Below are 25,087 nucleotides of genomic sequence, written 5' to 3'. Positions count from 1 at the left end.
ATACGCAGCCCCTTGCACTGCTGCAAATCTTCACATCCGCGCTAGTGCCGCCTGCGGGCCTTGACCCGATTGCAAGCCGTTGCGACATGGTGTGCGTCAGTGACCGGAGTAATCATGCGACCCATTCTTGCCCTTCTCGCCTTCACAGCCGCTTTCGCTTCAGCCGCGACTGCACAGGATATCCCGGCTTTGGAAGGCCTACGCAAAGGTGACATGAAAAAACTGGTCTTCCACAACGAGGCGAAAGACAGCTCGAACGCCAAGTTCGTCACGATGCAGGACGATCCGGCGTCCCTCGAAGATTTTCGCGGTAAGTATGTACTGCTGAACTTTTGGGCAACATGGTGTGCACCATGCCGAACAGAAATGCCGATGCTGGATGAACTGGAAGCTGAATTCGGCGGCGATGATTTTGAGGTTGTGGCCCTTGCAACCGGTCCGAACGCACCGGCCGCGATCCGCCGCTTTGTGGAAGACGAAGGCTTGGAGAACCTGACCATCTACCGGGACCCGAAACAGAAGGTCGCCCGTGAAATGGCCGTTCTGGGTCTGCCCATCACCGTGCTTCTGGACCCGGACGGCAACGAGATCGCCCGCATGCAGGGCGACGCGGAATGGAATGGCGAATCCGCCAAAGCGATCATTGCCGCCATGCTCGGCGGCGCCTGATTGGGCAAAAGTCTGCTCACTTGACCTAACGATATCAGCAACACTGCAACCACGAGAAATCTGTAGCGGGCGAACCCTATACATTCCGCGAATCTCGCGCAAAGCTGTGGGGGACTTTGGGATGAACCGGAAAGGATCCGCCTATGACCGATGTTGTCATCGTCTCCGCTGCCAGAACCGCCGTCGGCAGCTTTCTCGGCAGCTTCGCCAACACCCCCGCACATGATCTTGGCAAGACCGTTCTCGAGGCAGTCGTAGAACGCGCTGGCATAGACAAGTCCGAAGTGTCCGAGACAATCCTCGGACAAGTTCTGACCGCTGCCCAAGGACAGAACCCGGCACGTCAGGCACATATCAACGCCGGGCTGCCGCAGGAAAGTGCGGCTTGGGGTATCAATCAGGTGTGCGGCTCCGGTCTGCGTGCGGTCGCGTTGGGTGCCCAGCATATACTGCTGGGCGACGCGACTGTCGTCGCCGCAGGCGGTCAGGAAAACATGAGCCTCGCGCCCCATGCTGCTTCGCTCCGTCAAGGCCAGAAAATGGGAGACCTGCAATACATCGACACGATGATCCGGGATGGTTTGTGGGATGCATTCAATGGCTACCATATGGGTCAAACGGCAGAGAACGTTGCAGAAAAATGGCAAATCAGCCGCGATCAGCAGGACGAATTCGCTGTCGCCAGCCAGAACAAGGCCGAAGCTGCACAGAATGCTGGCAAATTTGATGATGAAATCGTACCTTTCACGATCAAGACCCGCAAAGGTGATATCGTCGTCGATAAAGACGAATACATCCGTCACGGCGCGAACATCGAGGCCATGCAAAAGCTGCGTCCGGCGTTTGCGAAGGATGGATCCGTCACGGCCGCAAACGCATCCGGTCTGAATGATGGAGCCGCTGCGGTGCTGTTGATGAAGGCTGATGAGGCGGAAAAGCGGGGGCTGGAACCTCTGGCCCGTATCGCCTCCTACGCCACCGTCGGGTTGGACCCCTCGATCATGGGCGTCGGCCCCATCTACGCCTCGCGCAAGGCGCTGGAAAAAGCGGGCTGGGCCGTGGGCGATCTGGATCTGATCGAAGCTAACGAGGCCTTCGCCGCACAGGCCTGCGCTGTAAACAAGGACATGGGCTGGGATTCGGAAATCGTGAACGTGAATGGCGGCGCGATCGCGATCGGGCACCCCATCGGTGCTTCTGGCTGCCGCGTGCTGAATACCCTGTTGTTCGAGATGAAACGCCGCGACGCCAAGAAGGGCTTGGCGACCTTGTGCATCGGTGGCGGCATGGGCGTCGCGATGTGTCTTGAGCGCCCCTGATTTAATAACGTGCTCCTCCGGTAAAGGCGGAGCGCAACCATTGGAATTTAAGTCAATTGAAGGGAGGACACCATGGGCAAAGTAGCGCTGGTGACAGGCGGAACACGCGGCATCGGAGCAGCGATCAGCACCGCCCTGAAGAAAGCAGGCTACTCCGTCGCTGCAAATTACGCGGGCAATGACGACGCCGCGGCAAAGTTCACCGATGAAACGGGAATCCCGACCTACAAATGGTCTGTCGCTGATTATGACGCCTGCATCGACGGAATTGGGAGCGTCGAGGCGGAGCTCGGACCCGTGGAGATTCTCGTAAACAATGCAGGAATTACCCGCGACGCCATGTTCCACAAGATGAAGCCCGAGCAGTGGCGCGACGTGATCGACACCAACCTGTCAGGCATGTTCAACATGACCCATCCTGTCTGGTCGGGGATGCGTGACCGCAAATTCGGGCGCATCATCAACATTTCGTCGATCAATGGGCAGAAGGGGCAGATGGGGCAGGCCAATTATTCCGCTGCTAAAGCCGGTGATCTGGGTTTCACAAAGGCACTGGCACAGGAAGGCGCATTCAAAGGCATCACCGTGAATGCCATTTGCCCCGGCTACATCGGAACGGAAATGGTCCGCGCGATCGACGACGACATCCTCAATAGCAAGATCATCCCCCAGATTCCGGTGGGACGCCTCGGGGAACCTGACGAGATCGCGAGAATCGTGGTTTTCCTAGCCTCCGACGATGCAGGCTTTATTACCGGTTCTACAATCTCGGCAAATGGTGGCCAATACGTCATCTAGCCAAAACAAACCGGGCCTAAGCGGCCCGGTTACACCGTCCTGGATATTCGGTTTTGCGCTGGTTAGCTACGTGCTTCCGAAAGGCGTGTGATTTCTTCCTTAATATGAAGCTTCTGCTTCTTCAGCGTCGCGATGTGGAGGTCATCCACCCCCGGACTGCGCTGAGCTTCTTCGACCTGGTTCGAGAGATTCTGGTGCTTTCTTCTGAGTTCCTGAAGATGCGCACTTACGGACATCACGTCTCTCCTCTGTCTGATTGAGCCCGATCATGGGACCACAGAATCTGAGTCGTGTCACGGAAAAGCCGAATGCAGAGCAATGTTTCGCCAATGTGACATTACACTGAATTTTTATTCACGATTCGAACCCCGGAAGGCACGCGCCCCCGCGCAGAACCGCGTCGATCTCTGGCCGGTAGGAGTCGGCATCCGAGAAATGTGTGGCCCCCTGGTGAAGAACCAGTGGCGAAAGCAATCGAAACGGCGTGCGGCGTCCTTTCCGCCCCCGCAGAATGATGCGACCTGCACTGCGCCCTGAACGTGAAACCAGCGGCAAGACCTCGACCGCGCCAAGCCGCCCGAAGGCCGCGGCCAGCATTTCGGGAAGCCGGTCTGCATTCTGAATCATGGTCAGGCAACCGCCGGGTGCTAATCGCTTGACTGCCACATCGACCCAATCGGAGAGTGGCGCGCCCTCCCCCAAGGCTTGCTCACGCCCTTCATCTTGGGCCGTCGTTCCCTGCTCACGCAAATAGTAAGGCGGATTGGCGAAGACGTGATCAAAGTTTTTTTGCCGCACCGCCATTGGCAGTGCCCGAATGTCGGTTTCAAGCACCTGCAGCAGAACCTTCGCCCGGCGTGCATTTGCTCGGGCAAGTTCTGCGTAGTCAGGTTGGATCTCCACCCCCGTCAGTGTCAGATCTCGAACACGCGCCGACAGACACAGGCTGGCTGTACCGACGCCACATCCGAGTTCCAGCACAGTCTGTCCCGAAACCGCCGGAACCGCAGCCGCAAGAAGCACCGGATCGATTCCCGCGCGATAGCCTTGCTTGGGCTGGTCAATCAGAAGCCTGCCGTCGAGAAATTTGTCCCGGCTGATCTCCGGGATCATTATTCGTTGTCCTGAAGTTCGATACCCAGATCCGTCATGATCGCCCTGGCCCTTTGCAAATCTTGTTCGCGGACCATCAGCCGCCGCGGCAACACACCAATCGATCCTTCCATCGCACTCATATGGACGTCCAGTGGAAAGCAGTCTATACCCTCGCCCTGAAGGAGCGCGGATGCATAGGCCAACACAGTGGGGTCATTGGTTCGTAAAAGTTCCCTCATTTGCAACGACCTAAAGGCAAGTGAGCCACCTTGTCGAGAGAACTGACGGAACCGTGATGAGTTTGGATACCGCTGCCGTCAAACCCCACGAAGCGCTGGGTGCCATGCTCGAAACCGAGATGGCCGCCGTTGACCGGCTGATCCATGAACGGATGGTGTCGGAAAACGCCCCGCGCATCCCAGAAATTACGGCGCATCTGGTGGATGCTGGCGGCAAGCGGCTGCGTCCGATGCTGACCCTCGCCTCCGCCAAATTATGCGGCTATGATGGCCCCTATCACGTACATCTTGCCGCAACAGTGGAGTTTATCCATACCGCGACGCTCCTACACGACGACGTCGTGGACGAAAGCGACAAACGGCGTGGCCGACCGACCGCCAACCTGCTTTGGGACAACAAGTCGTCCGTGCTGGTGGGAGATTATCTGTTTGCGCGCGCGTTCCAGTTGATGGTGGAACCCGGATCGTTGCGAGTGCTGGAAATTCTCTCCAACGCCTCGGCCACGATCGCCGAAGGCGAGGTGCTGCAATTAACAGCCTCCCGCAATCTGGCAACGAATGAAGACGTTTACCTTAAAGTCATTCGCGGCAAGACGGCCGCCTTGTTCTCCGCCGCAACCGAATCTGGAGCCGTGATCGCCGATGCGCAGCCGGAGCATATCACCGCACTGCGCGCCTATGGCGACGCATTGGGGATCGCCTTCCAGATCGTTGACGATCTGCTGGACTATGGTGGCTCAACCAGCGCAACCGGCAAGAATATCGGTGATGACTTCCGTGAACGAAAGCTGACCTTGCCCGTGATCAAGGCCGTCGCACAGGCCGACGATCAAGAGCGCGCGTTCTGGCGGCGCGTGATCGAAATCGGCAAGCAGGGTGACGACGACCTAGAGCATGCGTGCCATCTGTTGGCGAAACACAACACATTGGAAGAGACACGCGTAGAAGCACTGGATTGGGCTACAAAAGCCAAATCCGCGCTGGCTCCGCTCCCGGCAACCGACATTAAAGATGTGTTGATTGATCTCGCCGATTTCGTCGTCGCGCGGGTCAGCTAGCGCCCGACAGAATCGGCGCAGGCGCAATCCACCAATCCGGGCGCCCCTTCGCGATGTCTGCAGCCGCTCGATTGGCCTGTGCCGCATCTGCAAACAGACCAAAGCAAGTTGCACCGGAGCCAGACATTCGGGAAATCAGGCAGCCATCGGTTTCTTGCAGCGCCTGCAAAACGGTCTCAATCGCGGGTTGAATCTTTATCGCGGGGCGTTGCAGATCGTTGCGCTGCCCGGCAAGCCACTCAGCCAACTCATTCACCGAGGTCCATCGCGGCAGCTCATCAGGCATTGGGACACCATTACGATCTTCGAGAGCACGAAACACAGCCGGCGTTGGAACCGATAAACCCGGATTGACCAAGACAAACCACGCCTCCGGCAGCCTCGCAACCGGATCAAGCCACTCGCCGATTCCCCGCATCCGGCATGACCGCCCGGCAAGACAAACCGGCACATCAGCCCCCAACGACAGGATCGCCTTATTAGACGGAAGGGCTATGCCAGTTAGATCGCTTATCGCCCTCAGAGTGGCCGCTGCATCAGCCGACCCGCCGCCAATACCTGATGCGATCGGCAGGGATTTGTGAAGTTCAATCTTGACCCGTTCCCGGTCGCCAAACAAATTTCGCGCCCGAAGAACGAGATTGTCATCAGTGACAGACAGGTCGTTCGAGAAGGAGCCTAAGATTGAAAACCCTTCTCCGGGTTCGACAATCACGCGATCCCCAACCCCCGCGAATGCGACAAGACTGTCGAGCAGGTGATACCCGTCCGCCCGTTGCCCCGTAACGTGAAGCGTCAGATTGATCTTGGCGGGAGCAAAAACCTCAACCTTCGCGAGCGACGGCAATTGGCTTTGCCCCTTCCTCTTCAAGCACTTTATCCAGACCGACTTCCAGCTTGCGACGGATGCGATCTGCCTCCTCTTCCTCCGGATCGAAGGACAAGGCACGCCGCCACTGGAATTGCGCCTCCAGCTTGCGCCCTACCGCCCAATACGCATCGCCGAGATGGTCGTTGATGATCGGGTCAATGGACTCGTACTGGACGGCATCTTCCAGATGGGTCACAGCCTCCTCATACCGGCCAAGCCTGAACTGCGCCCAACCAAGCGAGTCGATGATGTAGCCGTCTTCGGGCCGCGCCTCGACGGCCTTTTCGATCATCTCCAGCGCCTCGTCCAGATCGGTATGTTCCTCAACAAGACTATAACCAAGATAGTTCAGCACCTGAGGTTGGTCGGGGTTCAATTCCAACGCCTTGCGCAAATCCGCTTCAGATTCATCCCAGCGATCGGTACGTTCGCGCACGATTCCACGCGAAAAATAGACGATCCAATGCTGAGGCTCCGGCGTGCCAATCATCTCTATCGCGCGATCGTAGACCGGCGCGGCTTCCTCGAAACGATCCAGACGACGCAGCGTATCCGCCAACGTAACCTGTGCAAGCAACAAATCAGGGTTGGTCTTGGCCAGTTGGGTCAGGACTTCGATCGCAGCGTCGGGTTTGTCGCTGGCGATCAGCGCCTCTGCCCGACCCGTTTCAGCAACCACGAATTCGGGGTTATCCGGCGGCACCTTGTTGTAGGCCTCCGTCGCCAGCCCGTACTGCTCCAACTCCTCGAGGAATGATGCGCTCAGCAAAACGGCGTCGATATGCTTCGGGTTCAGGTATTCTGCAAACCGGCTGTAGAGCAGCGTGTATGTTGCAGGAGCTTCCGAGATCAGCGCACCCGAGACACCAAAAAACACCTCCGCGATACCCTCCGTCGGCGTCGTCGCGATGTCGTACGCAATTTTTTCGCCTGCATCGAGTCTCGCCAGAAGACGCTCAAAATAAGGCGCCGGAGTCGATCCGAAGGCGGCGCGGATCAACTCGATCGCCTCTTCTTCGCGATCAAGCTGGCTGAGCACCTGAACATGGGTCGCAACGCCTCTGCGGGTCACGTTCAGCGTTGTTCCGCCGCGGCCGGACAAGATTGTGTCGGCACCTTCGAAATCGCCCACGGACGCAAGCGCCAGCGCCTTGTGATACAGCCCGAAAGACTCCAACCCTTGCTGCGTGGATACATCGTCAAACGCCACCAACGCCGCTGTCGCATCGCCCGAGCCAAGCAGTGCCCAAGCCCGTAGCAGCCCGTCCAGAAGCGGCCCAATCGACTTGCCCTCATCCAGCTTGGCCAGAATTTCCTGAAACTCGCCTAGATGCGCATGTCGCGCTACGACGACCATCTCAGAGACCTGACTGTTGAATCCTGCACCCAGCATCCGCTCGGCAACGGGATAGGCATCATCAATGCGCCCCAGGCTGACATTGGAACCGACCGTGTTTTCCAGAAGATCTGGATTACCAGAATCAAGCGTCAGGGCCTGAGCGAAATACTGCGCCGCCTTTTCGAAATCGCCCGTAAAGCCCGCATGCCGCGCCGCCAGATAAGATCCGGAATTACCGAAAGCAAACGCGCTGGTCGCGGTCGCGGCGCACATGGCCATTACAAGTACAGACAGACGCAATTCCAATTCTCCCCGCGACTATTACCCGACAAGCCTAGACCTCTCATCCCGGTAAGGCAATCAATGCGGGGCTGCGCGACATGTTCCCGCACGCCATGCGCCGTCACAGTGATGTGATCGCGTCACATGTTGGGATAGTTCGGCCCATCCCCGCCCTGCGGCGTGGTCCAGACAATGTTTTGCGTCGGGTCTTTGATGTCACAAGTCTTACAGTGCACACAGTTCTGGAAATTGATGACGAAGCGTGGCTCTGCGCCATCTTCCTGGACGAACTCATAAACCCCGGCAGGACAATACCGCGCAGACGGCCCAGCATATTTCGGCAGGTTGACCGTGACGGGAATGGTCGAATCCTTCAGCTTAAGATGCGCAGGCTGGCTCTCTTCGTGGTTGGTGAAAGAAAAACTCACATTCGTCAGGCGATCGAAACTGAGCATCCCATCGGGCTTGGGGTAGTCGATCTTCGGATAATCCTTGGCCTCGCCCGTGGATTCGGCATCCGTTTTGCCGTGCTTGAGGGTGCCCAGCAGCGAAAACCCGAATGTGTTCGTCCACATGTCGAAGCCACCAAGCCCGAGGGATGCCGTCAGACCCAGCTTTGACCAAAGGGGCTTCACGTTCCGCACCGGCTTGAGGTCCCTGGCGATGGGACCGGACCGCAGTTCAGCATCATAAGACTCCAGCGTATCGCCCGAACGCCCGGTCTTGATGGCCTCAACTGCAGCTTCCGCCGCCGCCTTACCGGACAGCATCGCATTGTGGTTTCCCTTGATCCGCGGGACGTTGACCAGCCCTGCTGAGCAGCCAAGCAAGGCGCCGCCCGGGAAGGCCGTTTTCGGGATCGATTGCCAACCGCCTTCGCTGATCGCGCGCGCACCGTATGCCACGCGCTTGCCACCCTTCAGCAGCGCCGCAACCATAGGGTGATGCTTGAAGCGCTGGAACTCCATGTAGGGGTAAAGATGCGGGTTCTTGTAGTTCAGGTGCACGACAAAGCCGACATAGACTTGGTTGTTGTCCAGATGATAGATGAACGACCCACCACCTGCATTTTTTCCCAAGGGCCAGCCCATCGTATGTGTGACCGTGCCTGCGCGGTGTTTGGCGGGGTCGATCTCCCAGATTTCCTTCATACCAAGGCCGAATTTCTGCGGCTCATGACCGGCAGACAGGTCGTATTTCTCGATCACCTGTTTGCTGAGCGACCCGCGAACCCCTTCGGAGAGAAATACGTACTTGCCGCGAAGCTCCATGCCAGGCTCATAGCTTGGGCCATGCGATCCGTCGGCTTCCTTGCCGAATTCACCCGCGACAACACCCGCGACTTCACCGTTTTCGCCATAGACGAGTTCGGAGCAGGCCATACCCGGGAATATCTCTACGCCCAGAGCCTCGGCCTGCTCGGCCATCCAGCGGCAGACATTGCCCATCGAAACGATGTAGTTGCCGTGGTTATTCATCAGCGGGGGCATGGCCAAGTTTGGCAGGCGCACATGGCCCGCCTCGCCCAGAAGATAGAAGTTGTCCTTCTTGACCGGCACCGTGATCGGGGCATCCTTCTCGCGCCAATCGGGGATCAGCGCATCAAGCCCGCAAGGGTCCAGAACGGCGCCGGACAGGATATGCGCACCGACCTCGGAGCCCTTTTCCAGAACGACGACCTCCAGTTCCGCATCAAGCTGCTTGAGCCGGATTGCCGCGGACAGACCCGCAGGGCCCGCGCCCACGATGACTACGTCGTATTCCATCGACTCGCGCGTCGGAGTGTCGTTCATATCTTCTGCCTCCTGCACACCATTGGCGGTGCCTGTGGGTGGACCGGCCTGACCGGACTTAACTTTCCGGCATGACTACCCCGCCCCCTTGCATAGGGTCAATTCCGACACCACGTTACAGCGTCATGCACAGATTGCCGCCGGACGAGATGTCGCAAGCAAAGATCGCTTGCAATCGTCGCGACGGTTTGATGAGGTGCCGCAATACCAAGGCGTTCCGCCCTATTGGGACGGAGTGACGGGCAGGACGAAGAGACCCATGGATAAGATACCTTTGACACGCGCGGGGCACACTGCGCTCGATAAAGAACTGAAACAACTCAAGTCGGTGGAGCGACCCGCTGTCATCTCTGCGATTTCCGAAGCGCGCGAACACGGCGACCTGTCGGAAAACGCCGAGTACCATGCAGCACGCGAAAAGCAGAGCTTCATAGAGGGCCGCATCAAGGAACTCGAAGCGATTCTCGGGCGGGCGGACGTAATCGATACATCGAAGATGTCCGGCTCGATCAAATTCGGCGCCACGGTCAAGCTGGTCGACGAAGACACCGATGAAGAAAAGACGTATCAGATCGTGGGCGAACCCGAAGCCGATGTCGAGAAAGGCAAGCTGAACGTCAAATCGCCGCTTGCCCGTGCTCTGATCGGCAAGGAAGAAGGTGACAGCGTCGAGGTGCGCACACCCGGCGGCGAAAAGAGCTACGAGATTCTCTCGATCACATATGGCTGAGCAGACCAGCAGGGGCGCAGATGGACGATACAGCCCGCCATTTGTCTCAGTATAAGACAGGTCGCCGTATCACGCTGATCGGTGTGAGCGTTGCCGCGGTATGGATCGCATTGTGCCTGCTGTTCTTGTTGGTTCTTAAGGCAGGCGGATCGTGGCTCGGCGTTCTGTTGACAATCGCGGTTCCACTAGGGCTGATCTTCTTCGCGGTGCAGACAGCCAAGCAAGCAGCCGCACTGCGCGCTGAAGCGTCGGCTCTTCGCGTTGATCTTGCCCGGCTCCATGAAGAACAGCGTGCCCGAGCGCTAAAAGAGAACGTCGATCAGCCGGGCCCGCAGCCCGCTGCAGCACCGCCCGTCACTTTTGCCAGCACGCGCGACAACGGAACACTGGCACCGCAAGCGACCATGCAATTTGCTGCTGAAGAATCGCCGGTCGTGCCTCCGCTGCCTCACCCTGATCTCGTTGCCGCCCTGCATTTCCCAGAGAGTCAGGACGACACCGAGGGCTTCCGTGCGCTGCGTCGAGCGCTGAAACACCACAAAACCGGACAGCTTGTCCAAGCGTCGCAGGATGTGCTGACACTTCTGTCCCAAGACGGGATCTACATGGACGACCTGACGCCGGAACGAGCAAGACCTGAGTTGTGGCGACGTTTTGCCCAAGGCGAACGCGGCGGCTCAATCGGAGCGGTCGGCGGTATTCGTGACCGCTCAAGCCTCGCCATTTGTTCAACGCGAATGCGTGAGGATCCCGTTTTTCGTGATGCCGCGCACCATTTCCTGCGGCGGTTCGACCAGATGCTATGCGAAGTCGAACCGGACATGGATGATGCGACCCTCGCGCGACTTTCTGACACCCGCACGGCCCGCGCCTTCATGCTGCTCGGGCGTGTGTCAGGGATTTTCGCCTGAGCGCTATAGACCGAAACTGCCGAAGGGAATGAAGCTCACCGGATCGCCCGGTGCAATGCTCCGCGCGCCGTCATCCAGTTTAACGAGACCTTCGGCCCAGCTGAGACCCGAAATACGTCCGGAGCCTTCTGACGGAAACACCTCCGCACGACCATTTCTGACGCGCGCGCGCAGGTATTCCTGGCGTCCGACCTTTTTGCGTTTCTCAAAAGCCGCCGGGATATCGAAGGACTGCGGTTCAAGCCAAACCCCGCCAGCCATCACCTCAAGCGATGGTCGCGCGAACAGAAGCGCGCAGACGAATGCTGCCACCGGATTTCCGGGCAAGCCGAAGACAGGCGCGCCTTTCCACATGGCCAACGCAAGAGGGCGTCCCGGCTTGATCGCGATGCGCCAGTGGTTGAGCGTCCCTTCTTCCCGCAACAGGCTAGACACGTGATCTTCATCACCTGCCGACGCGCCACCGGTCGTCAGAATTACATCTACCGATCGTGCGGCCTCATCCAAACACCGGCGCAAGGCGCCACGATCATCCCGCACATGTCCGAGATCCACGGCTTCATGCGACCATCGCCGGGCAAGCGATAACAGCATCGGGCGGTTGGCGTCGTAGATTTCCGCATTATCCGGCGCCAAATATCCTGCTGGAACCAGTTCATCTCCAGTTGACAAGATGCCAACGCGAAGCGGTCTGTAGACGTCGAGACCGTCAATCCCCAGCGCGGTCGTCAGCGCGATATCTGCAGCGGTGATCTGTCGGCTCGCACCAAGCGCGACCTGCCCTACGCAGACATCCTCGCCGGCCTTGCGCGTGTTCGCACCGCACTTGATGGAACCCGGCAGCGAAAGCGTGCCGCCTTCGATGCTTACATCTTCTTGCAGAACAACTGTATCGACGCCTGCTGGTATCGGTGCACCGGTCAGGATTCGAACAGCATGGCCTGCGGGAACCGCCTCTGACAACGGTGATCCTGCAGCGGACCGCCCCTGGATCAAAGGCAAGGTCGCCGGAAAGGCGCGCACGCTATCGAACGCAAACCCATACCCGTCCACCGCCGAGTTCGCTGTAGGTGGGTTCGCGCGGCGCGCATGGTGATCAGCGGCGGCACGACAACCCAAGGCTTGATCGACAGGCCGCCGCTCCACCGAAACAACGCATTCCAAGCGGTCACGCAGGCCTCGCAACGCCACGTCCACGGGAGTCCAATCGACGCCAGGCGGCAACGCAAAGCAGTCATCGGGTAAGCGGTCGGATGTCATAAGCGCAGTTCTGATATAATGAAATCCGCCACGGCAACTGTGTCGTCGATATGAAAGCGAGGTACATTCAAGTCCGGGACGGAGATGTCGCTCGCGATCGCGCGGACGGTTGGATCTCCCGGCGCGATCAAGGCATGGTTGGTTTCAGACCGCCAGACTTCGATCTTGGGATGCCGGTCGCGTTTATACCCTTCGATCAGAACCAGATCGACTGGTGACAACTTGGACAGTAATAATTCAAGAGGAAGCTCCTCGCGCCCCCGCAGCTCGTGCATCAGCGCCCAGCGATCTGCGGAGGACACGAGCACTTCGGTTGCCCCTGCTGCACGGTGACGATAGCTGTCCTTGCCCGGCTGATCGACGTTAAAATCGTGATGCGCATGCTTGATTGTCGACACTGTGAAACCCCGCGAGGTGATTTCTGCGGTGAGCCGTTCCATCAGGCCGGTCTTCCCCGCGTCTTTCCAGCCGGTCACACCATAGAGCCTCACGAAGTGTGCTCCGTTATAAGTTCCTCGGCGCGGTCCAGATCATCAGGTGTATTGACATTGAAGAACGGATCAAACCCCACACGAGGGAACAGAACCGGTGCGCATCCGTGCCTTTCGGTCCAAAGAACAATTTTGCGCATTCCGGACTGAAGGCACTCACGCAGATCGTCACGCAACACGACAGGCCACAGTCCGAAGGTCGGGTGAATCCTCGGCGTAGCGGCCTCGGTCACTGTCGCCGCCTGCGACAACGGCAAGCCCGAAGCTTCGGCCCCCAACTGCAGCCGCGGTACCAGATCGCAAGGAAAGAAAGGCGTGTCTGCAGCGACTGTAACGATGTGATCCAGACCCGCCTCGGCTGCCCGTTCCATACCTGCTAGAACCCCTGCCAGCGGGCCGGGAAACCCCGTCGTCGTGTCCGCGACGACAGGCAAACCAAAGGACGCAAACCGCGCGGGGTCTCCGTTGGCGTTCAACACCAAATCGGTCACCTGAGGCGAAAGACGATCGATTACATGGGAGAGGATCGGGCGCCCGCCAAGAGACAAGAGCCCTTTGTCCCGACCTCCCATGCGGCGTGCGAGACCTCCTGCAAGGATCACCCCCAACGGTGCTTTCATTCCGCGGCTCCTTTGCGTCTGTGCTTTACACTCTCGAACGGAACGGTCGTCGGGTCCACGTCGCGCAAAATTCGTTCCCGACCAGACAGACAAACGAACCGATTGCCCCGAAGCCGCCCAATCAGTGTCAGACCAACCTGCTGTGCGATATCCACGCCCCATGCCGTAAAGCCTGACCGGGACGCGAGCACTGGGATGCCCATCAACGCCGTCTTGATCACCATCTCCGATGTCAGCCGCCCCGTAGTGTAAAGCAGCTTATCCGCTGGCCCCACGTTTTCAGACAGCATCCATCCCGCGATCTTGTCGACCGCGTTGTGGCGTCCGACATCCTCCATATAGACCAAGGGTCTATTTCCCTGACACAACACCGTCCCGTGAATTGCACCCGCGGTTAGATAGAGGCTCGGAGTGCGGTTGATGCGACTCGCCAAAGCGTAGAGTTCCGACATGCGGACTGAAGCGACCGGCAAGGTCAGATCATCCAGCCCATCCATCATGTCCCCGAACACCGTCCCGACTGCGCAGCCTGATGTGCGGGTTTTCTTGGCGAGTTTGGCCTCATGATTCGTTTCCGTGCGTGTTCGGACGACCACGACCTCCAGATCGTCGTCATACTCGACGCCGGTCACCTCGTCGGCATTCGTCAACATCCGTTGGTTACGCAAGAAACCAAGCGCCAGATACTCCGGATAATCGCCAATTGTCATCGCGGTCACGATTTCGCGGCTGTTGAGGTAGATGGTGAGCGGTCGTTCCTCGACAACCGAAATCGACACCTCCGCACCCGTTTGGTCGGAGCCCTTCACCTTGCGTGTCAGACCCGAGCGATCCGGGTCCGGCGCAATCAGATAATCAGATGTTGAATCGAGCACGCCCGACAATTGCAACTCCGCTCTGCTTCTTCTATGGCCCTTTGGTGGCACAGTAGGACGAAGTAATGCCGACAACCACCATGAAATCCGAATTCATCCGAGGCATGAAAGGCGGCGCGCCTTTCATACTCGTAATCGTACCTTTTTCGATGCTGTTTGGCGTCGTCGCAACTGAGGCCGGCCTGAACCTAACCCAGACGATGGGCTTCAGCTTTCTGGTCATCGCAGGCGCATCGCAATTCGCCGCTGTTCAGTTGATGACCGACAATGCGCCTGCGTTTTTCATCTTGGCCACTTCGCTTGCAGTGAACCTGCGTATGGCGATGTATTCGGCCTCCATTACGCCCCATCTGGGCGATGCCCCGCTATGGAAACGCGCGATCGTCGCCTATTTCCTTGTCGATCAATCCTATGCGGTATGCGCGGTCGAATATGAAAGACGGCCCGACATGACCACCGCAGAGCGCTACGCCTTCTACTTCGGCTGCATCCTGCCAATCTGCGCCTTGTGGTATGCGATGACATTTCTCGGCGCGGTTATCGGATCCAGCATTCCGCCGGAATTCGCGCTCGACTTCGCGCTACCAATCACGTTCATCGCGCTGTTCGCGCCGATGCTCAAGACATTCGCTCATGTCGCCGCCGCGCTGACCTCTATCGTCGTCGCGCTTGCCTTAAGCTGGATGCCTGTCGGCACAGGACTTCTGGTCGCAGCAGGCTGCGCGATGGCTGTCGGCGCGTTGGTGGAAACCCGAATGGAGGCCCGCAAATGACGCAGTCGCCCGCATTTATCTGGACGATCATAGTGTTGCTGGGAATCGGGACATTCCTTATCCGTTTCTCGTTTCTCGGTTTGATCGGCGACCGGGAACTGCCCGGCTGGGTACTCAAGATGTTGCGCTACACGCCGGTTGCCGTCCTGCCCGGCATGGCCGCACCCATGGTACTCTGGCCTGCTGCGACGGATGGACAACCCGATCCCGCCCGCTTGGCCGCCGCGAGCGCAACAATCATCGTGGGCATCTGGACGAAGAACGTGCTGGCATCCATTGGCGCAGGGCTCGTCACGCTCTACGCGATGATGTATTTGCTCGGCTAATTACTCTTCCGGCGGCAGCTCCGATTTCGGAATTGCCCGTGCCATATGCTGCTCAGGCACCGCCTTGATTTCCGCTCCTGTCGGGTATTTGCCCTTCAGATCCGACCAGTTGTCGGGGCTATCATCGACATAAATACTGGTCTGGACACCCGGAACCTGCGCGAAGTTGTTCATCGCCTTGCTGGGGTGCAGCACTATGGGGAAGCTTTCGAACCCCGGCAGTCCATGCAGAACGCTTGACGTCGCAATCGTGCAGCGCGCTGGCCCGACCGCGCCGTACGCCTTGGCCCGCTCCAGCGCGATGGCCGCTGTCTGAGGCGAGACACTCACTCGTTGAATCACGACGCGGTAGGTTTCACGTGCATGGTAGTCGATGAACCAGTCTTCCATATCGGGCGTGAAGCCGAAATGGACGTCATTGCGTTCGGGCGACCGGGGATGGCTCCAGGTACCGAACGGGTTGAAAACCACCCGCTCCGGCCCGTCGATGATCAGCGCGGAATGCGCGCCGCCATTCGTGCGGTTGTTGATATTCGTGACGAGCGCGATGCTAGGCTGACCGCCGCTGCTGTAGCGATACTGCTCCACCACCTCGTCAGGCGCATAGATGCTTTCACCACACGCGGACAACGCAAGTGTTGCAGCCAGAGCCAGAAGGGCACCGCGCGCCCGGATCAATGCAAACATCGGAACCTCGGTTCTCGTGACCGGATGAATCAGCCGTTCACGAGATAGAGAAAGACAAGAAATACCAGAATTGCGACCGCGCTATAAGCCACGATCTTGACGAAGCTTTCATAGGTCTTTTCCTGAGCTTCGATGTTCATTTCCCCATGCTTGTAGTCGGCCATGCCTGCTTCCCTCGAATTCCGTTTGAAGGTCTGTTAGCGAATTTTCCTGCCCCTGTCACGACACGATAATGCGTCGTCAAACCGCCTGCCACACCCATGCGCCATTCTCACGCAAGCTGCGCGTCACGCGACCTTGAGCCAGCAAATGGTTCAGGTTGGCCAGCGCCTCGCCCATTGCCAGACCGTATTCGCCATCAGAAATAGGCCTGCGAAAAAGAACGACGAAGCAATCGGTCACGACGCGGGGGGCGCGCAAAAACTCGACCAGCCGGTCAAGCGAGGCGGTGTGATTCTCGATCAACTGGCGCAGCCGGAAGGGCAATCCGTAGAATGGGCGATTGTGGCCGGGCAACACCAATCGATCTTCGGTCGCGAGACCTGAGAAGGCACGACAGCTATTCAGCCAGCCCTTCAGTGGATCGGCCTCGGGCTCGGTTGGATACACACCCACATTCGGCGAAATACGCGGTAGGAACTGATCCCCGCCGATGATCAAGTGGTCATCCTCGCTCCAAAGTGTCGCGTGTTCCGGCGCGTGGCCATGACCCATGTGGATGCGCCAGCACCGATCGGCCAGGCGGATCGACTCTCCCTCGATCAACCGCCGAAAGCCCACGGGCAATGGCGCGACTGCATCTGCGAAGTTGAATGGCCGTTCCGAGCGGCGCTTTTCGATCATCTGAGCCGGCATACCCGCGCGGCGCCAGAATTCGACAACCTCGGATACCGGGTGCACCTGCTCATCCAGCTGCAGCATCCGCGCGAACAGCCAACTTGTCCGAGTGATCCAAAGCTCGGCTTTCAACTCGGACTGAAACCAACCCGCAAGCCCGACATGGTCGGGGTGGTAATGTGTCACGAGCACCCGGCGCACTGGCTTGGCGGACAGCGGACCATCCAGCAGGACCCGCCACAGGTCGCGCAGGATCGGGGTATTCAGACCCGTGTCGATGATGGTCCAGCCGTCTTCATCCTCCAGCGCATAGACATTCACATGGTCCAGCGCCATCGGAAGCGGCAGGCGCATCCACAGGATGCCGGGCGCGATCTGTATCGCTTCACCTGCCGCTGGCAGTTCCTCGATGGGATAACGAATCTTGTCGGTCGGTACGTGGTCGGTCACAAATCTTCCAGGTCGATGGCATAAAGTCCTTTCGCACCTACACCCGCATGCGCCAGCAGGCCAGTGTGCTCGGGAAGAAGCCGTTCGATATAGAAGCGTGCGACCGCAAGACGTGGGCCTTTTGCATCGGCCGCAAGCGCTGCTTTCAGGTGGAAATGCGCACCAAGCACCCGAGCGAAGGCGCGCAAATAGGGCACAGCTCCGGCAAAGCGATCATTCATATCCGAGCAGGTAAGCATCCATTCGGTCGCCTCGCGCAGGTTTTCAGCGGCTTCCCAAACCGCGCGTGCCAAATCCGGCAGCGCTGTGCGGGCTTTTTCAACGTCGTCCTGCACCTCGTGAATCAGGCGCTCGGCGGCCTCGCCACCATCAGACAGTTTACGCCCGACCAAATCCATGGCCTGAATCCCGTTCGTGCCTTCATAGATGGCGGTAACTCGCACATCACGGCTATACTGAGTTGCCCCCGTTTCCTCGATGAAGCCCATTCCACCATGTACCTGCACACCGGTACTGGACACTTCGATGCCAACATCCGTTCCGAACGCCTTGGCAATAGGTGTCAGCAAAGCCGCACGCGCCGCCCAGTCGTCGCCTTGCCCTGCCTGCGCCATGTCTATTGCGACAGCACAGGACAACGCGATTGACCGCGCGGCAAATATATCAGCCTTCATACCCAGCAGCATGCGGCGCACATCGGCGTGATCGGCGATCGCGGGCTTGCCGGTAGGCGTGCGCCCCTGCTGACGTTCCAGCGCATAGCTCAGAGCATGCTGGTAGGCTCCTTCCGCCGCACCGATCCCCTGAACACCGACACCCAGACGCGCATTGTTCATCATGGTGAACATCGCCGCCATGCCGGTATTAGGCGCTCCTACCATCCAGCCCGTCGCACCGTCGAATTCCAGCACAGCAGTCGGCGAGCCATGCAGACCCATTTTATGTTCAAGGCTAACGACCCGAATGCCATTGTCCTGACCCAGTGAACCGTCGTCGTTCGGCAACAGCTTGGGAACCATGAACAGGCTGATGCCTTTTGTCCCCGCCGGAGCATCAGGCAAGCGCGCAAGCACCATGTGGCAGACATTGTCGGCCATGTCGTGATCGGCCCAGGAAATGAAAATCTTCTGACCGGTAATCGCGAAAGTCCCGTCGCCGTTATCCACTGCGCGCGTTTTCAATGCACCGACATCAGTGCCCGCCTGCGGCTCTGTCAGGTTCATCGTGCCCGTCCACACGCCGGAGGTCAGCTTGGGCAGATAGAGCGCCTTCATCGCGTCATCACCGTGCTTTTCCAAGGCCTCAATCTGGCCCTGGCTCAGAAGCGGGTTCAGTTGCAGCGACAGGCAAGCAGCGGACATCATGTCATTCACAGCGGTCGCCAGTGTCAGGGGAAGCCCCATACCCCCGAATTCGGGATCAGCCGAAATTCCGACCCAACCACCTTCCGCAATGGCCTTATAGCCATCCGCAAAACCCGGTGAGGTCCGCACCGCACCGTTTTCCAACACGGCGGGCGTCAGATCACCGTTGCGCTGGAGCGGTGCCATGACCTGATCGCTTAGACGCCCAGCCTCGGTCAGAATCGCATCCACGGTGTCGGTTGTCGCATCCGCGAACCTGTCGGTCTTCGCAAGTTCGGGAAAGCCGACGACATGCCCAAGCAGGAACTGAAACTCGGATACTGGCGCGGTGAAAGGCATGTACGACTCCCTGATGGCGCCTTGGCACCACCATGATGTGGAGCTATGACGCATATTGATCCGTGGCAGGGTATATCGCCCGACTCGCCCCGCAACCTAAACGCCGCGTCACAAGGCAAACATGGAAACCCGTCTACTCGACAGCGACTCGGACAGCCTAGCCACCGCCGCGCAAATTCTGCGTGACGGCGGGCTCGTCGCCCTGCCCACCGAAACGGTTTACGGCCTTGGTGCCGATGCCCGCAACGACACCGCTGTCGCGCGTATTTACGAAGCGAAGGGCCGTCCGAGTTTCAACCCGCTGATTGCGCATGTCCCGGACCTGGCGACCGCACGGCGCTTTGCCGAGTTCAGCCCCGCTGCCCTTGAGATCGCCAAGCATTTCTGGCCAGGCCCGCTGACCTTGGTATTGCCACTGAAGCGCAACGCCGGGATCTCGCCGCTTGTGACCGCTGGCTTGGACAGTCTCGCGCTGAGGGTGCCTGCAGGCGTGGTCGCGAATAAACTGCTGACCGAGTTTGACGGCCCCGTCGCCGCACCCTCCGCCAACCCCTCCGGTCGGATCAGCCCCACAACTGCGCAGCATGTCTTGGCCGGGCTGGAGGGAAAAATCGACGCGATCATCGACGGAGGTGCCTGCATGGTGGGCGTCGAATCGACCATCCTTGACCTGACGGGCCAGCCTGCCCTACTTCGTGAAGGCGGGCTGCCAAGGGAGGTGATCGAAAACCTGATCGGGACGGTTGCCACGGGGGTGGAGAATTCTACAACCCCCAAATCACCCGGACAGCTACTATCGCATTACGCGCCCAAGGCAGCCCTGCGACTGAACGCATATGAGGCCTATGACGGCGAGTTATATCTTGGTTTCGGCACATGCCCGCAAGCCCATCTCAACCTGTCCGCAAAGGGTGATCTGGTCGAAGCAGCGGCCAATTTGTTCAAGGCGATGCACGAGCTGGACAGGTTGGGCAGTCCGATAGCCGTTGCCCCAGTTCCCGACACAGGTCTGGGACGCGCGATCAACGACCGACTACGCCGCGCCGCCGCGCCGCGTGACGATCAGGCGTGACCGGCCGCCGACGACAAGAGAAGCGGATCGATCCCCAGCGTCTTCAGCGCCGCGCTCCATTTGAGGCCGTTGTCTCGCGCAAACACGATTTCCGGTGACGCCTCGGCCATCAGCCAGCCATTTTCACCAATCTCGGCTTCCAGCTGTCCGGGACCCCAACCGGAATATCCCAGCGCGAGCATGCATTCAGCCGGCCCCGCCCCCTGCGCAATATCGCTGAGAATGTCCAACGTCGCGGTCATGGAAAACGAATCGTCCACGCGCAGCGTGGCATTTTCGCCCTGCGCAGATCGATATTCACTAGAATGCAGAACAAATCCGCGTGCATGTTCGACCGGCCCTCCAAAATAGATCCGAGGTTCTCGCCATGAGTCGCCACGCTCGATCCCTAACTGTCCCAACAGATCAGCAAAGCCGATATCCGTTGCAGGCTTGTTGACGATAAGCCCCATCGCCCCGTCGCCGGTGTGATCGCACATATATATCACGCTCTTTTCAAAGCGTGGATCACCCATGCCCGGCATAGCAATCAACAACTTGCCGGTCAGATTCATGATGTCTTCCTGAGGGTCCATAGCTTCACATGATCAAAGCCCGGAGCCGAGTGCAAGCGAATGCGCAACATATCACACAGGGTCGCTGGAATGTGACTTCCTTCCAGCGGCGGATTCACTCAGATTGCGCGCATGATATCGCGCTTGTCCCGAATTCTGGCCACCTTGGGCCTCATCACCATGCCCGCCTTGGCGCCTGCCCAGGATCACGGGCTGACCTCTGCCAGTATCATTCCGGGTTGGAAATCCGACCCTAACACCATGATCGCAGGGCTGCGGCTGACGCTGGCACCGGGGTGGAAGACCTATTGGCGGGCCCCCGGAGATGCCGGAATACCCCCGCAAATTTCCTGGGCAGGATCGGGCAATATCGCCTCCGCACGCATCCGATGGCCACGGCCAAACGTGTATGAAACGCGCGATATGCGCACGATCGGATACTCCCATGAAGTGGTCTTTCCCATTGAACTGACAATGGTAGACCCGTCCCGCCCCGTGAATGTGCATGCCGAGGCATTGCTTGGCGTATGCGAAAGCATCTGCGTGCCCGTCGACGTGAAACTTACGCGGACACTCGACACAGAACAGGCAACTCCCGCTGAGGTTCAGGCAATTCGTGAGGCGCTCGCAGACATGCCAAAACCCGGTGCAGCGCATGGACTTCGTTCGACCACCTGCACGGCGGAACCGATCCGAGATGGGCTGAAGCTGCGCGTAGATCTGCAGATGCCCCCGCTGGGTGGTAATGAGGTGGGTGTGATCGAAATGCCCGACAAAGACATCTGGGTATCCGATTCTACCAACCATCGGACAGGCGATACGCTTACCGTCGAAACGGAGCTTGTCCCCCCAGGCGCCAAGCCCTTCGGCCTCGACCGATCCAAGTTGCGGATTACCGTTCTGGGGGACGGCCAAGCCATTGAAACCTACGGATGCACCGGCAGTTCAGACTGATCTGTTTTCACGCACGACCCAGACCGCTCCGGCACCCAGAACCACCGCCGTCAGCAATGTCGCACCTGCCGCGAACCAAGCAAACGCGAAAGAATTCCCGCCAGCAAGTGCCACTTCGGGAAATAGTGTCGAGATAAGCATCTGGCCGACCGTCAATTGCGAACCCAGCGTAGCAGCAAACCAAAGCCCTATCAGCACAGCAAGCGTGGCAGAGGCACCAAAGGCTGGTCCGGCACGACGACCTGCCCCGAGCGACCGCCGCGCCGCACGCAGACTTTGTGCCATGTCTCGCCCGACGATCAACATCGCGGGCACAGCAATCAGCACCAGCAACATTCCGAAGGCAAGCCCATAGACCAGAGTGACCACGGTGGGTTTCAGAAACTGCGCCTGTTGTGAACTTTCGTACATCAGCGGACCCAAGCCCAGCACCGTTGTCATTGTTGTCAACATCACTGGCCGCAGGCGATCACAGACAGCATCACGCACGGCGGCGCGTAATGGCCGATTTTTCGCATATTCATCAACCGTAGCAATCAAGACTATCGAGTCGTTCACGATTATCCCGGTCATCCCTATCAGCCCGACAATGCTGAACATCGACATTGGCAGGCCCCAAGCGTAATGGCCCCAGATCGCACCGACACAACCGAACGGGATAATCGCCATAATTGCCAATGGCCGCGTCCAACTGGAAAACATCCACGCGAGTGTCAGGAATATTCCCAACATGCAAAGCGTCAAACCGCGCGAGGCATCAGAAAGGAAGTCACGTTCTTGTTCCGACAAACCACCCAGTTGCCAGCCGACCTGATACTCGCTTTCGATCCGTGGCAAGATCGTATCACGCATGGTGGTCAGGATTTCGTTCGCACGTTGCGGATCATCATCGGATATATCGCCGGTCACCGTGATCACCCGCAGCCCGTTTTCCCGGCGAATTGTGGAAAAGCCGCTTTCGCGCTCCACAGTTACCAGATCGGCAAGCGGCACGTATTGCCCCGACGGTGCGCGCAGCATCGCTTGTTCGAGGAAATCGGCCGTCTTTTCCTCATCCGGCAGATCGACCAGTATGCGGCCCGTTCGCGTGCCATCCGGATAGGTGACAGCTTCGACCCCGTTCAACCGATAGCGCAGTTCTCGCCCCACCTCGTCAATCGTGAACCCCAGAAGTTGGCCTTGTGGGGATAGCTCGACGATGAACTCTTCCTTGTCATAGGCCATGCTGTCTTCCAAAGCCGACACTTCCGGGAACCCGGCCAGCGCTGACTTCAGCCCTTCAGCCGCGTCCTTGAGCCGTTCACTGCTGGCACCGTAGAGCTTGACATCGAGCGCATCACCACCCGGCCCGGACCGCCAGCCGCGGAAGCTTACCGTTTCAGCCAATGGATGATTGCGAGCCTCCTGTTGCAGCGCCTCGACAAAAGCGAAGGACGAGTAGGGGCGCAGGTCAGCGTCAATCAGTTCGATGGCAACGGAGCCCAGCTGGAACGCTTCTTTCGTGTCTTCACCCGCCAGCCCGCGACCCGACGTCCCGCCGATCTGCGTCAACATGTAGGTCAGCGGATTCAGCCCAAACTCTTCCTCATATCGTGCCGCCACCGCTTCAGCCGCGCGTTGCAGCTCCCGCATCTGCGCGATGCTGTCTTCACGGGTGGCACCCGGGGCCATCGCGAAGTTTCCGGAGATCGACCCTTGTTCCGGCGAATCGAAAAACCGCCATTGCACATCGCCCTTGATGAACAACGCCGCCTGCGACGCAAGAACCACCATCGCACCGGCGATGACAGGGTAACGCATGGCAAGCACCAGTTCGATAAACCGGCGGAACACATTGTCGCGGAACCAGCGGAAGCCGCGATTGACCTGCCTGCTCGGCCAATCGTACCAGTGCTCCTTGGCGGTGTGTGCGACCGCGTGCTTCAGGTGGTTGGGCAGGATCAGGAAACATTCGACCAAGGACGCCAGCAGCACCGCGATCACGGTGACAGGTATGTCCTTGATCATCGCACCGAAGCCCCCCTCGATCACGGTCAGACCAAAGAATGCGATCACGGTTGTCAGGGTCGCGCAAACCACTGGCAAGGCCATGTGCCGCGCCGCACGTTCGGCAGCCACCGGTGCCGGTTCGCCCAAACGTCTTGCCCGGAAATCGGCATGCTCGCCCACAACGATCGCGTCATCTACGACGATGCCCAATGTTATGATCAGCCCGAAGAGCGAAATCATGTTCAGGGATATGCCAAACCCATACATGATCGCGATGGCCGTCAGCATAGACACCGGAATACCCGCCGCGACCCAGAATGCGATGCGGGCATTCAGGAACAGGAACAACAGCCCGAGCACGAGAACCAGCCCTTGCAGGCCATTCTCGATCAGAATGTTCAGTCGCGCCGAAATTTGTTCTGCCCGCGTCCGGATCAGGTCCACGGTGACGTCGGGGGGCAGCGTCTGCTGAAACTTGTCGGCGACGTCTTCCACGGCGCGCTGCAACTTGATGGCATCGCCGGTGGCCGAACGCGCGACATTGATAGCGACAGCCGGATTGTCGCCAACGTAATAGGCGCGGTCACGATCCACGCTGGTCGGGTTGATTTGCGCTACATCACCTACCGTCAACGACGAGCCGTCCGCATAGGTACGTAGAACGATGGCCTCGATCTCGTCTGCCGAACGGCGCGCTACCCCGCTGCGCAGCCGTGCATTTGCGGATTCGATTTCGCCCGCCGGATTGCTTTCCGCTGCCGATGCAATCGCGTCCGCGATGTCGCTCATCGTGACGTCGTAGCGGATCATGTCGCGGGTCTGGACGATAACTTCGGTCTCCGGGTCCGCAACCCCTTGAATGGTTGTCCGCGTCACCCCCGCATCGAACAACTCCGCTACAAACTCATCGGCGAAGCGAGCGAGTTGATCTACACCCGCCGGCCCGGAAATGACCACATCGGTAACACTGTCCCGCCATGCCCGGCGCGCGACCGATGGTGCGTCTGCGTCTTCGGGAAGATCGGTGACGGTATCGAGCGCGGTTTCCACATCCTGCTGCGCGCGCGCCATATCCCAGCCCGGCTCAAACTCCAACTCGATGCGGGCCGAGCCTTCCGTCGCACGGGTTTCTGTTTCCTGCACACCCTCGACCGCCTGCAGCACAGGCAGCATAGGGCCGATCAGCGCGCGGTCCACATCCTCCGGCCCTGCACCATCCCAAGCTACGCTAACCCTGATGTCGTCGGTTACGATGTCAGGAAAATACTGCGCGCGCATCTGCGGCGCCGCCGCGAGTCCGAGGATCACGAGAACGATCAAAAGCAGGTTCGACGCAGTCCGATGCTGTGTGAAATAGCCCAGAAGGCCCTTACCGGTCGGGATATCCATCCG

Annotated in this window: 26 protein-coding genes; 10 read left to right on the top strand and 16 right to left on the bottom strand. The window is 59.0% G+C overall.

All coding sequences use genetic code 11. From position 1 onward, the window contains the following. Positions 1-114 precede the first annotated feature (114 nt). From FPZ52_RS02450 to phbB, 3 genes are all read left to right on the top strand, one after another. Positions 115-669, top strand: a complete 555-nt coding sequence (locus tag FPZ52_RS02450; protein WP_146363365.1) for a TlpA disulfide reductase family protein — start codon at positions 115-117, stop codon at positions 667-669. 143 nt (positions 670-812) lie between these two features. Further along, positions 813-1,988, top strand: a complete 1,176-nt coding sequence (locus tag FPZ52_RS02445) for an acetyl-CoA C-acetyltransferase (RefSeq protein WP_146363363.1) — start codon at positions 813-815, stop codon at positions 1,986-1,988. Positions 1,989-2,060: 72 nt separating this feature from the next. After that, positions 2,061-2,786: a beta-ketoacyl-ACP reductase gene (phbB, locus tag FPZ52_RS02440; RefSeq protein ID WP_146363361.1), complete on the top strand. Its 726-nt coding sequence runs from the start codon at positions 2,061-2,063 to the stop codon at positions 2,784-2,786. Between the two features lie 62 nt (positions 2,787-2,848). Here the strand turns inward: phbB and FPZ52_RS02435 are convergent, their stop codons facing one another. The 3 genes from FPZ52_RS02435 to FPZ52_RS02425 form a co-directional block, all read right to left on the bottom strand. Continuing rightward, entirely contained in the window at positions 2,849-3,022 is a 174-nt protein-coding gene (locus FPZ52_RS02435) for a YdcH family protein (RefSeq protein WP_146363359.1), read from the bottom strand. A 118-nt stretch (positions 3,023-3,140) separates the two neighbouring features. Beyond that, a complete protein-coding gene (locus FPZ52_RS02430; protein WP_146363357.1) occupies positions 3,141-3,899 on the bottom strand; it encodes a tRNA1(Val) (adenine(37)-N6)-methyltransferase in 759 nt (252 codons plus the stop codon). Continuing rightward, positions 3,899-4,120 carry a putative signal transducing protein gene (locus tag FPZ52_RS02425; protein WP_146363355.1) on the bottom strand — a complete coding sequence of 74 codons (222 nt, stop codon included), beginning with the start codon at positions 4,118-4,120 and terminating at the stop codon, positions 3,899-3,901. The genes FPZ52_RS02430 and FPZ52_RS02425 overlap by 1 nt, the downstream gene beginning before the upstream one ends. A 56-nt stretch (positions 4,121-4,176) precedes the next feature. Between FPZ52_RS02425 and FPZ52_RS02420 the strand changes: the two genes are divergently transcribed. Further along, a complete protein-coding gene (locus FPZ52_RS02420) occupies positions 4,177-5,178 on the top strand; it encodes a polyprenyl synthetase family protein (RefSeq protein ID WP_146363353.1) in 1,002 nt (333 codons plus the stop codon). Here the strand turns inward: FPZ52_RS02420 and FPZ52_RS02415 are convergent. The 3 genes from FPZ52_RS02415 to FPZ52_RS02405 form a co-directional block, all read right to left on the bottom strand. After that, a complete protein-coding gene (locus tag FPZ52_RS02415) occupies positions 5,171-6,049 on the bottom strand; it encodes a 4-(cytidine 5'-diphospho)-2-C-methyl-D-erythritol kinase (protein WP_240804391.1) in 879 nt (292 codons plus the stop codon). The genes FPZ52_RS02420 and FPZ52_RS02415 overlap by 8 nt on opposite strands. Next, positions 6,003-7,667: a tetratricopeptide repeat protein gene (locus tag FPZ52_RS02410; protein ID WP_146365633.1), complete on the bottom strand. Its 1,665-nt coding sequence runs from the start codon at positions 7,665-7,667 to the stop codon at positions 6,003-6,005. The genes FPZ52_RS02415 and FPZ52_RS02410 overlap by 47 nt, the downstream gene beginning before the upstream one ends. A gap of 143 nt (positions 7,668-7,810) precedes the next feature. Beyond that, positions 7,811-9,463, bottom strand: coding sequence for an electron transfer flavoprotein-ubiquinone oxidoreductase (locus FPZ52_RS02405; protein ID WP_146363351.1), 1,653 nt, complete (start codon positions 9,461-9,463; stop codon positions 7,811-7,813). A gap of 259 nt (positions 9,464-9,722) precedes the next feature. On the opposite strand from FPZ52_RS02405, the gene greA reads away from it, so the two are divergent. Next, the gene (greA, locus tag FPZ52_RS02400; RefSeq protein ID WP_146363349.1) at positions 9,723-10,193 is read left to right on the top strand and encodes a transcription elongation factor GreA; all 471 of its coding nucleotides are present in this window, start codon (positions 9,723-9,725) and stop codon (positions 10,191-10,193) included. Positions 10,194-10,213: 20 nt separating this feature from the next. Beyond that, positions 10,214-11,104: a hypothetical protein gene (locus FPZ52_RS02395; protein ID WP_146363347.1), complete on the top strand. Its 891-nt coding sequence runs from the start codon at positions 10,214-10,216 to the stop codon at positions 11,102-11,104. A gap of 3 nt (positions 11,105-11,107) precedes the next feature. Here FPZ52_RS02395 and FPZ52_RS02390 read toward each other — a convergent pair whose 3' ends face one another. From FPZ52_RS02390 to FPZ52_RS02375, 4 genes are read right to left on the bottom strand one after another with little or no spacing between them, the layout of a single operon-like run. Continuing rightward, positions 11,108-12,364 carry a molybdopterin-binding protein gene (locus FPZ52_RS02390; RefSeq protein ID WP_146363345.1) on the bottom strand — a complete coding sequence of 419 codons (1,257 nt, stop codon included), beginning with the start codon at positions 12,362-12,364 and terminating at the stop codon, positions 11,108-11,110. Continuing rightward, a complete protein-coding gene (mobB, locus tag FPZ52_RS02385; protein WP_146363343.1) occupies positions 12,361-12,855 on the bottom strand; it encodes a molybdopterin-guanine dinucleotide biosynthesis protein B in 495 nt (164 codons plus the stop codon). Before mobB ends, FPZ52_RS02390 begins: the two co-directional genes overlap by 4 nt. Beyond that, positions 12,852-13,475: a molybdenum cofactor guanylyltransferase MobA gene (gene mobA / locus FPZ52_RS02380; protein WP_146363341.1), complete on the bottom strand. Its 624-nt coding sequence runs from the start codon at positions 13,473-13,475 to the stop codon at positions 12,852-12,854. Before mobA ends, mobB begins: the two co-directional genes overlap by 4 nt. Then, entirely contained in the window at positions 13,472-14,350 is an 879-nt protein-coding gene (locus FPZ52_RS02375; RefSeq protein WP_240804389.1) for a formate dehydrogenase accessory sulfurtransferase FdhD, read from the bottom strand. The genes mobA and FPZ52_RS02375 overlap by 4 nt, the downstream gene beginning before the upstream one ends. Positions 14,351-14,415: 65 nt before the next feature. Between FPZ52_RS02375 and FPZ52_RS02370 the strand changes: the two genes are divergently transcribed. After that, positions 14,416-15,123 carry an AzlC family ABC transporter permease gene (locus FPZ52_RS02370; RefSeq protein ID WP_240804388.1) on the top strand — a complete coding sequence of 236 codons (708 nt, stop codon included), beginning with the start codon at positions 14,416-14,418 and terminating at the stop codon, positions 15,121-15,123. Continuing rightward, positions 15,120-15,449, top strand: a complete 330-nt coding sequence (locus FPZ52_RS02365) for an AzlD domain-containing protein (protein ID WP_146363337.1) — start codon at positions 15,120-15,122, stop codon at positions 15,447-15,449. The genes FPZ52_RS02370 and FPZ52_RS02365 overlap by 4 nt, the downstream gene beginning before the upstream one ends. Here the strand turns inward: FPZ52_RS02365 and FPZ52_RS02360 are convergent, their stop codons facing one another. From FPZ52_RS02360 to FPZ52_RS02345, 4 genes are all read right to left on the bottom strand, one after another. Then, positions 15,450-16,136, bottom strand: coding sequence for a hypothetical protein (locus FPZ52_RS02360; RefSeq protein WP_205758599.1), 687 nt, complete (start codon positions 16,134-16,136; stop codon positions 15,450-15,452). Between the two features lie 29 nt (positions 16,137-16,165). After that, entirely contained in the window at positions 16,166-16,300 is a 135-nt protein-coding gene (locus tag FPZ52_RS02355; RefSeq protein ID WP_146363335.1) for an aa3-type cytochrome c oxidase subunit IV, read from the bottom strand. 76 nt (positions 16,301-16,376) lie between these two features. After that, a complete protein-coding gene (locus tag FPZ52_RS02350; protein WP_240804387.1) occupies positions 16,377-17,423 on the bottom strand; it encodes an MBL fold metallo-hydrolase in 1,047 nt (348 codons plus the stop codon). Continuing rightward, complete coding sequence (locus tag FPZ52_RS02345; RefSeq protein ID WP_146363333.1) at positions 17,420-19,126, bottom strand: acyl-CoA dehydrogenase; 1,707 nt, start codon at positions 19,124-19,126, stop codon at positions 17,420-17,422. Before FPZ52_RS02345 ends, FPZ52_RS02350 begins: the two co-directional genes overlap by 4 nt. A 121-nt stretch (positions 19,127-19,247) precedes the next feature. Between FPZ52_RS02345 and FPZ52_RS02340 the strand changes: the two genes are divergently transcribed. Then, the gene (locus FPZ52_RS02340; protein ID WP_146363331.1) at positions 19,248-20,198 is read left to right on the top strand and encodes an L-threonylcarbamoyladenylate synthase; all 951 of its coding nucleotides are present in this window, start codon (positions 19,248-19,250) and stop codon (positions 20,196-20,198) included. On the opposite strand, the gene FPZ52_RS02335 is transcribed toward FPZ52_RS02340, so the two are convergent. Beyond that, positions 20,189-20,752 carry a YqgE/AlgH family protein gene (locus FPZ52_RS02335; RefSeq protein ID WP_240804386.1) on the bottom strand — a complete coding sequence of 188 codons (564 nt, stop codon included), beginning with the start codon at positions 20,750-20,752 and terminating at the stop codon, positions 20,189-20,191. The two genes, FPZ52_RS02340 and FPZ52_RS02335, sit on opposite strands and share 10 nt — an antisense overlap. 144 nt (positions 20,753-20,896) lie before the next feature. Here FPZ52_RS02335 and FPZ52_RS02330 point away from each other — a divergent pair, with 144 nt between their 5' ends. Then, a complete protein-coding gene (locus FPZ52_RS02330) occupies positions 20,897-21,706 on the top strand; it encodes a protein-disulfide reductase DsbD domain-containing protein (RefSeq protein ID WP_168201248.1) in 810 nt (269 codons plus the stop codon). On the opposite strand, the gene FPZ52_RS02325 is transcribed toward FPZ52_RS02330, so the two are convergent. Then, complete coding sequence (locus tag FPZ52_RS02325) at positions 21,698-25,084, bottom strand: efflux RND transporter permease subunit (protein ID WP_146363325.1); 3,387 nt, start codon at positions 25,082-25,084, stop codon at positions 21,698-21,700. The two genes, FPZ52_RS02330 and FPZ52_RS02325, sit on opposite strands and share 9 nt — an antisense overlap. Positions 25,085-25,087: the final 3 nt, after the last annotated feature.

Source organism: Qingshengfaniella alkalisoli (assembly GCF_007855645.1).
Lineage (GTDB): Bacteria > Pseudomonadota > Alphaproteobacteria > Rhodobacterales > Rhodobacteraceae > Qingshengfaniella > Qingshengfaniella alkalisoli.
The sequence above is the reverse complement of the archived record's forward strand: the minus strand, read 5'-3'. Positions and strand labels throughout refer to the sequence as shown.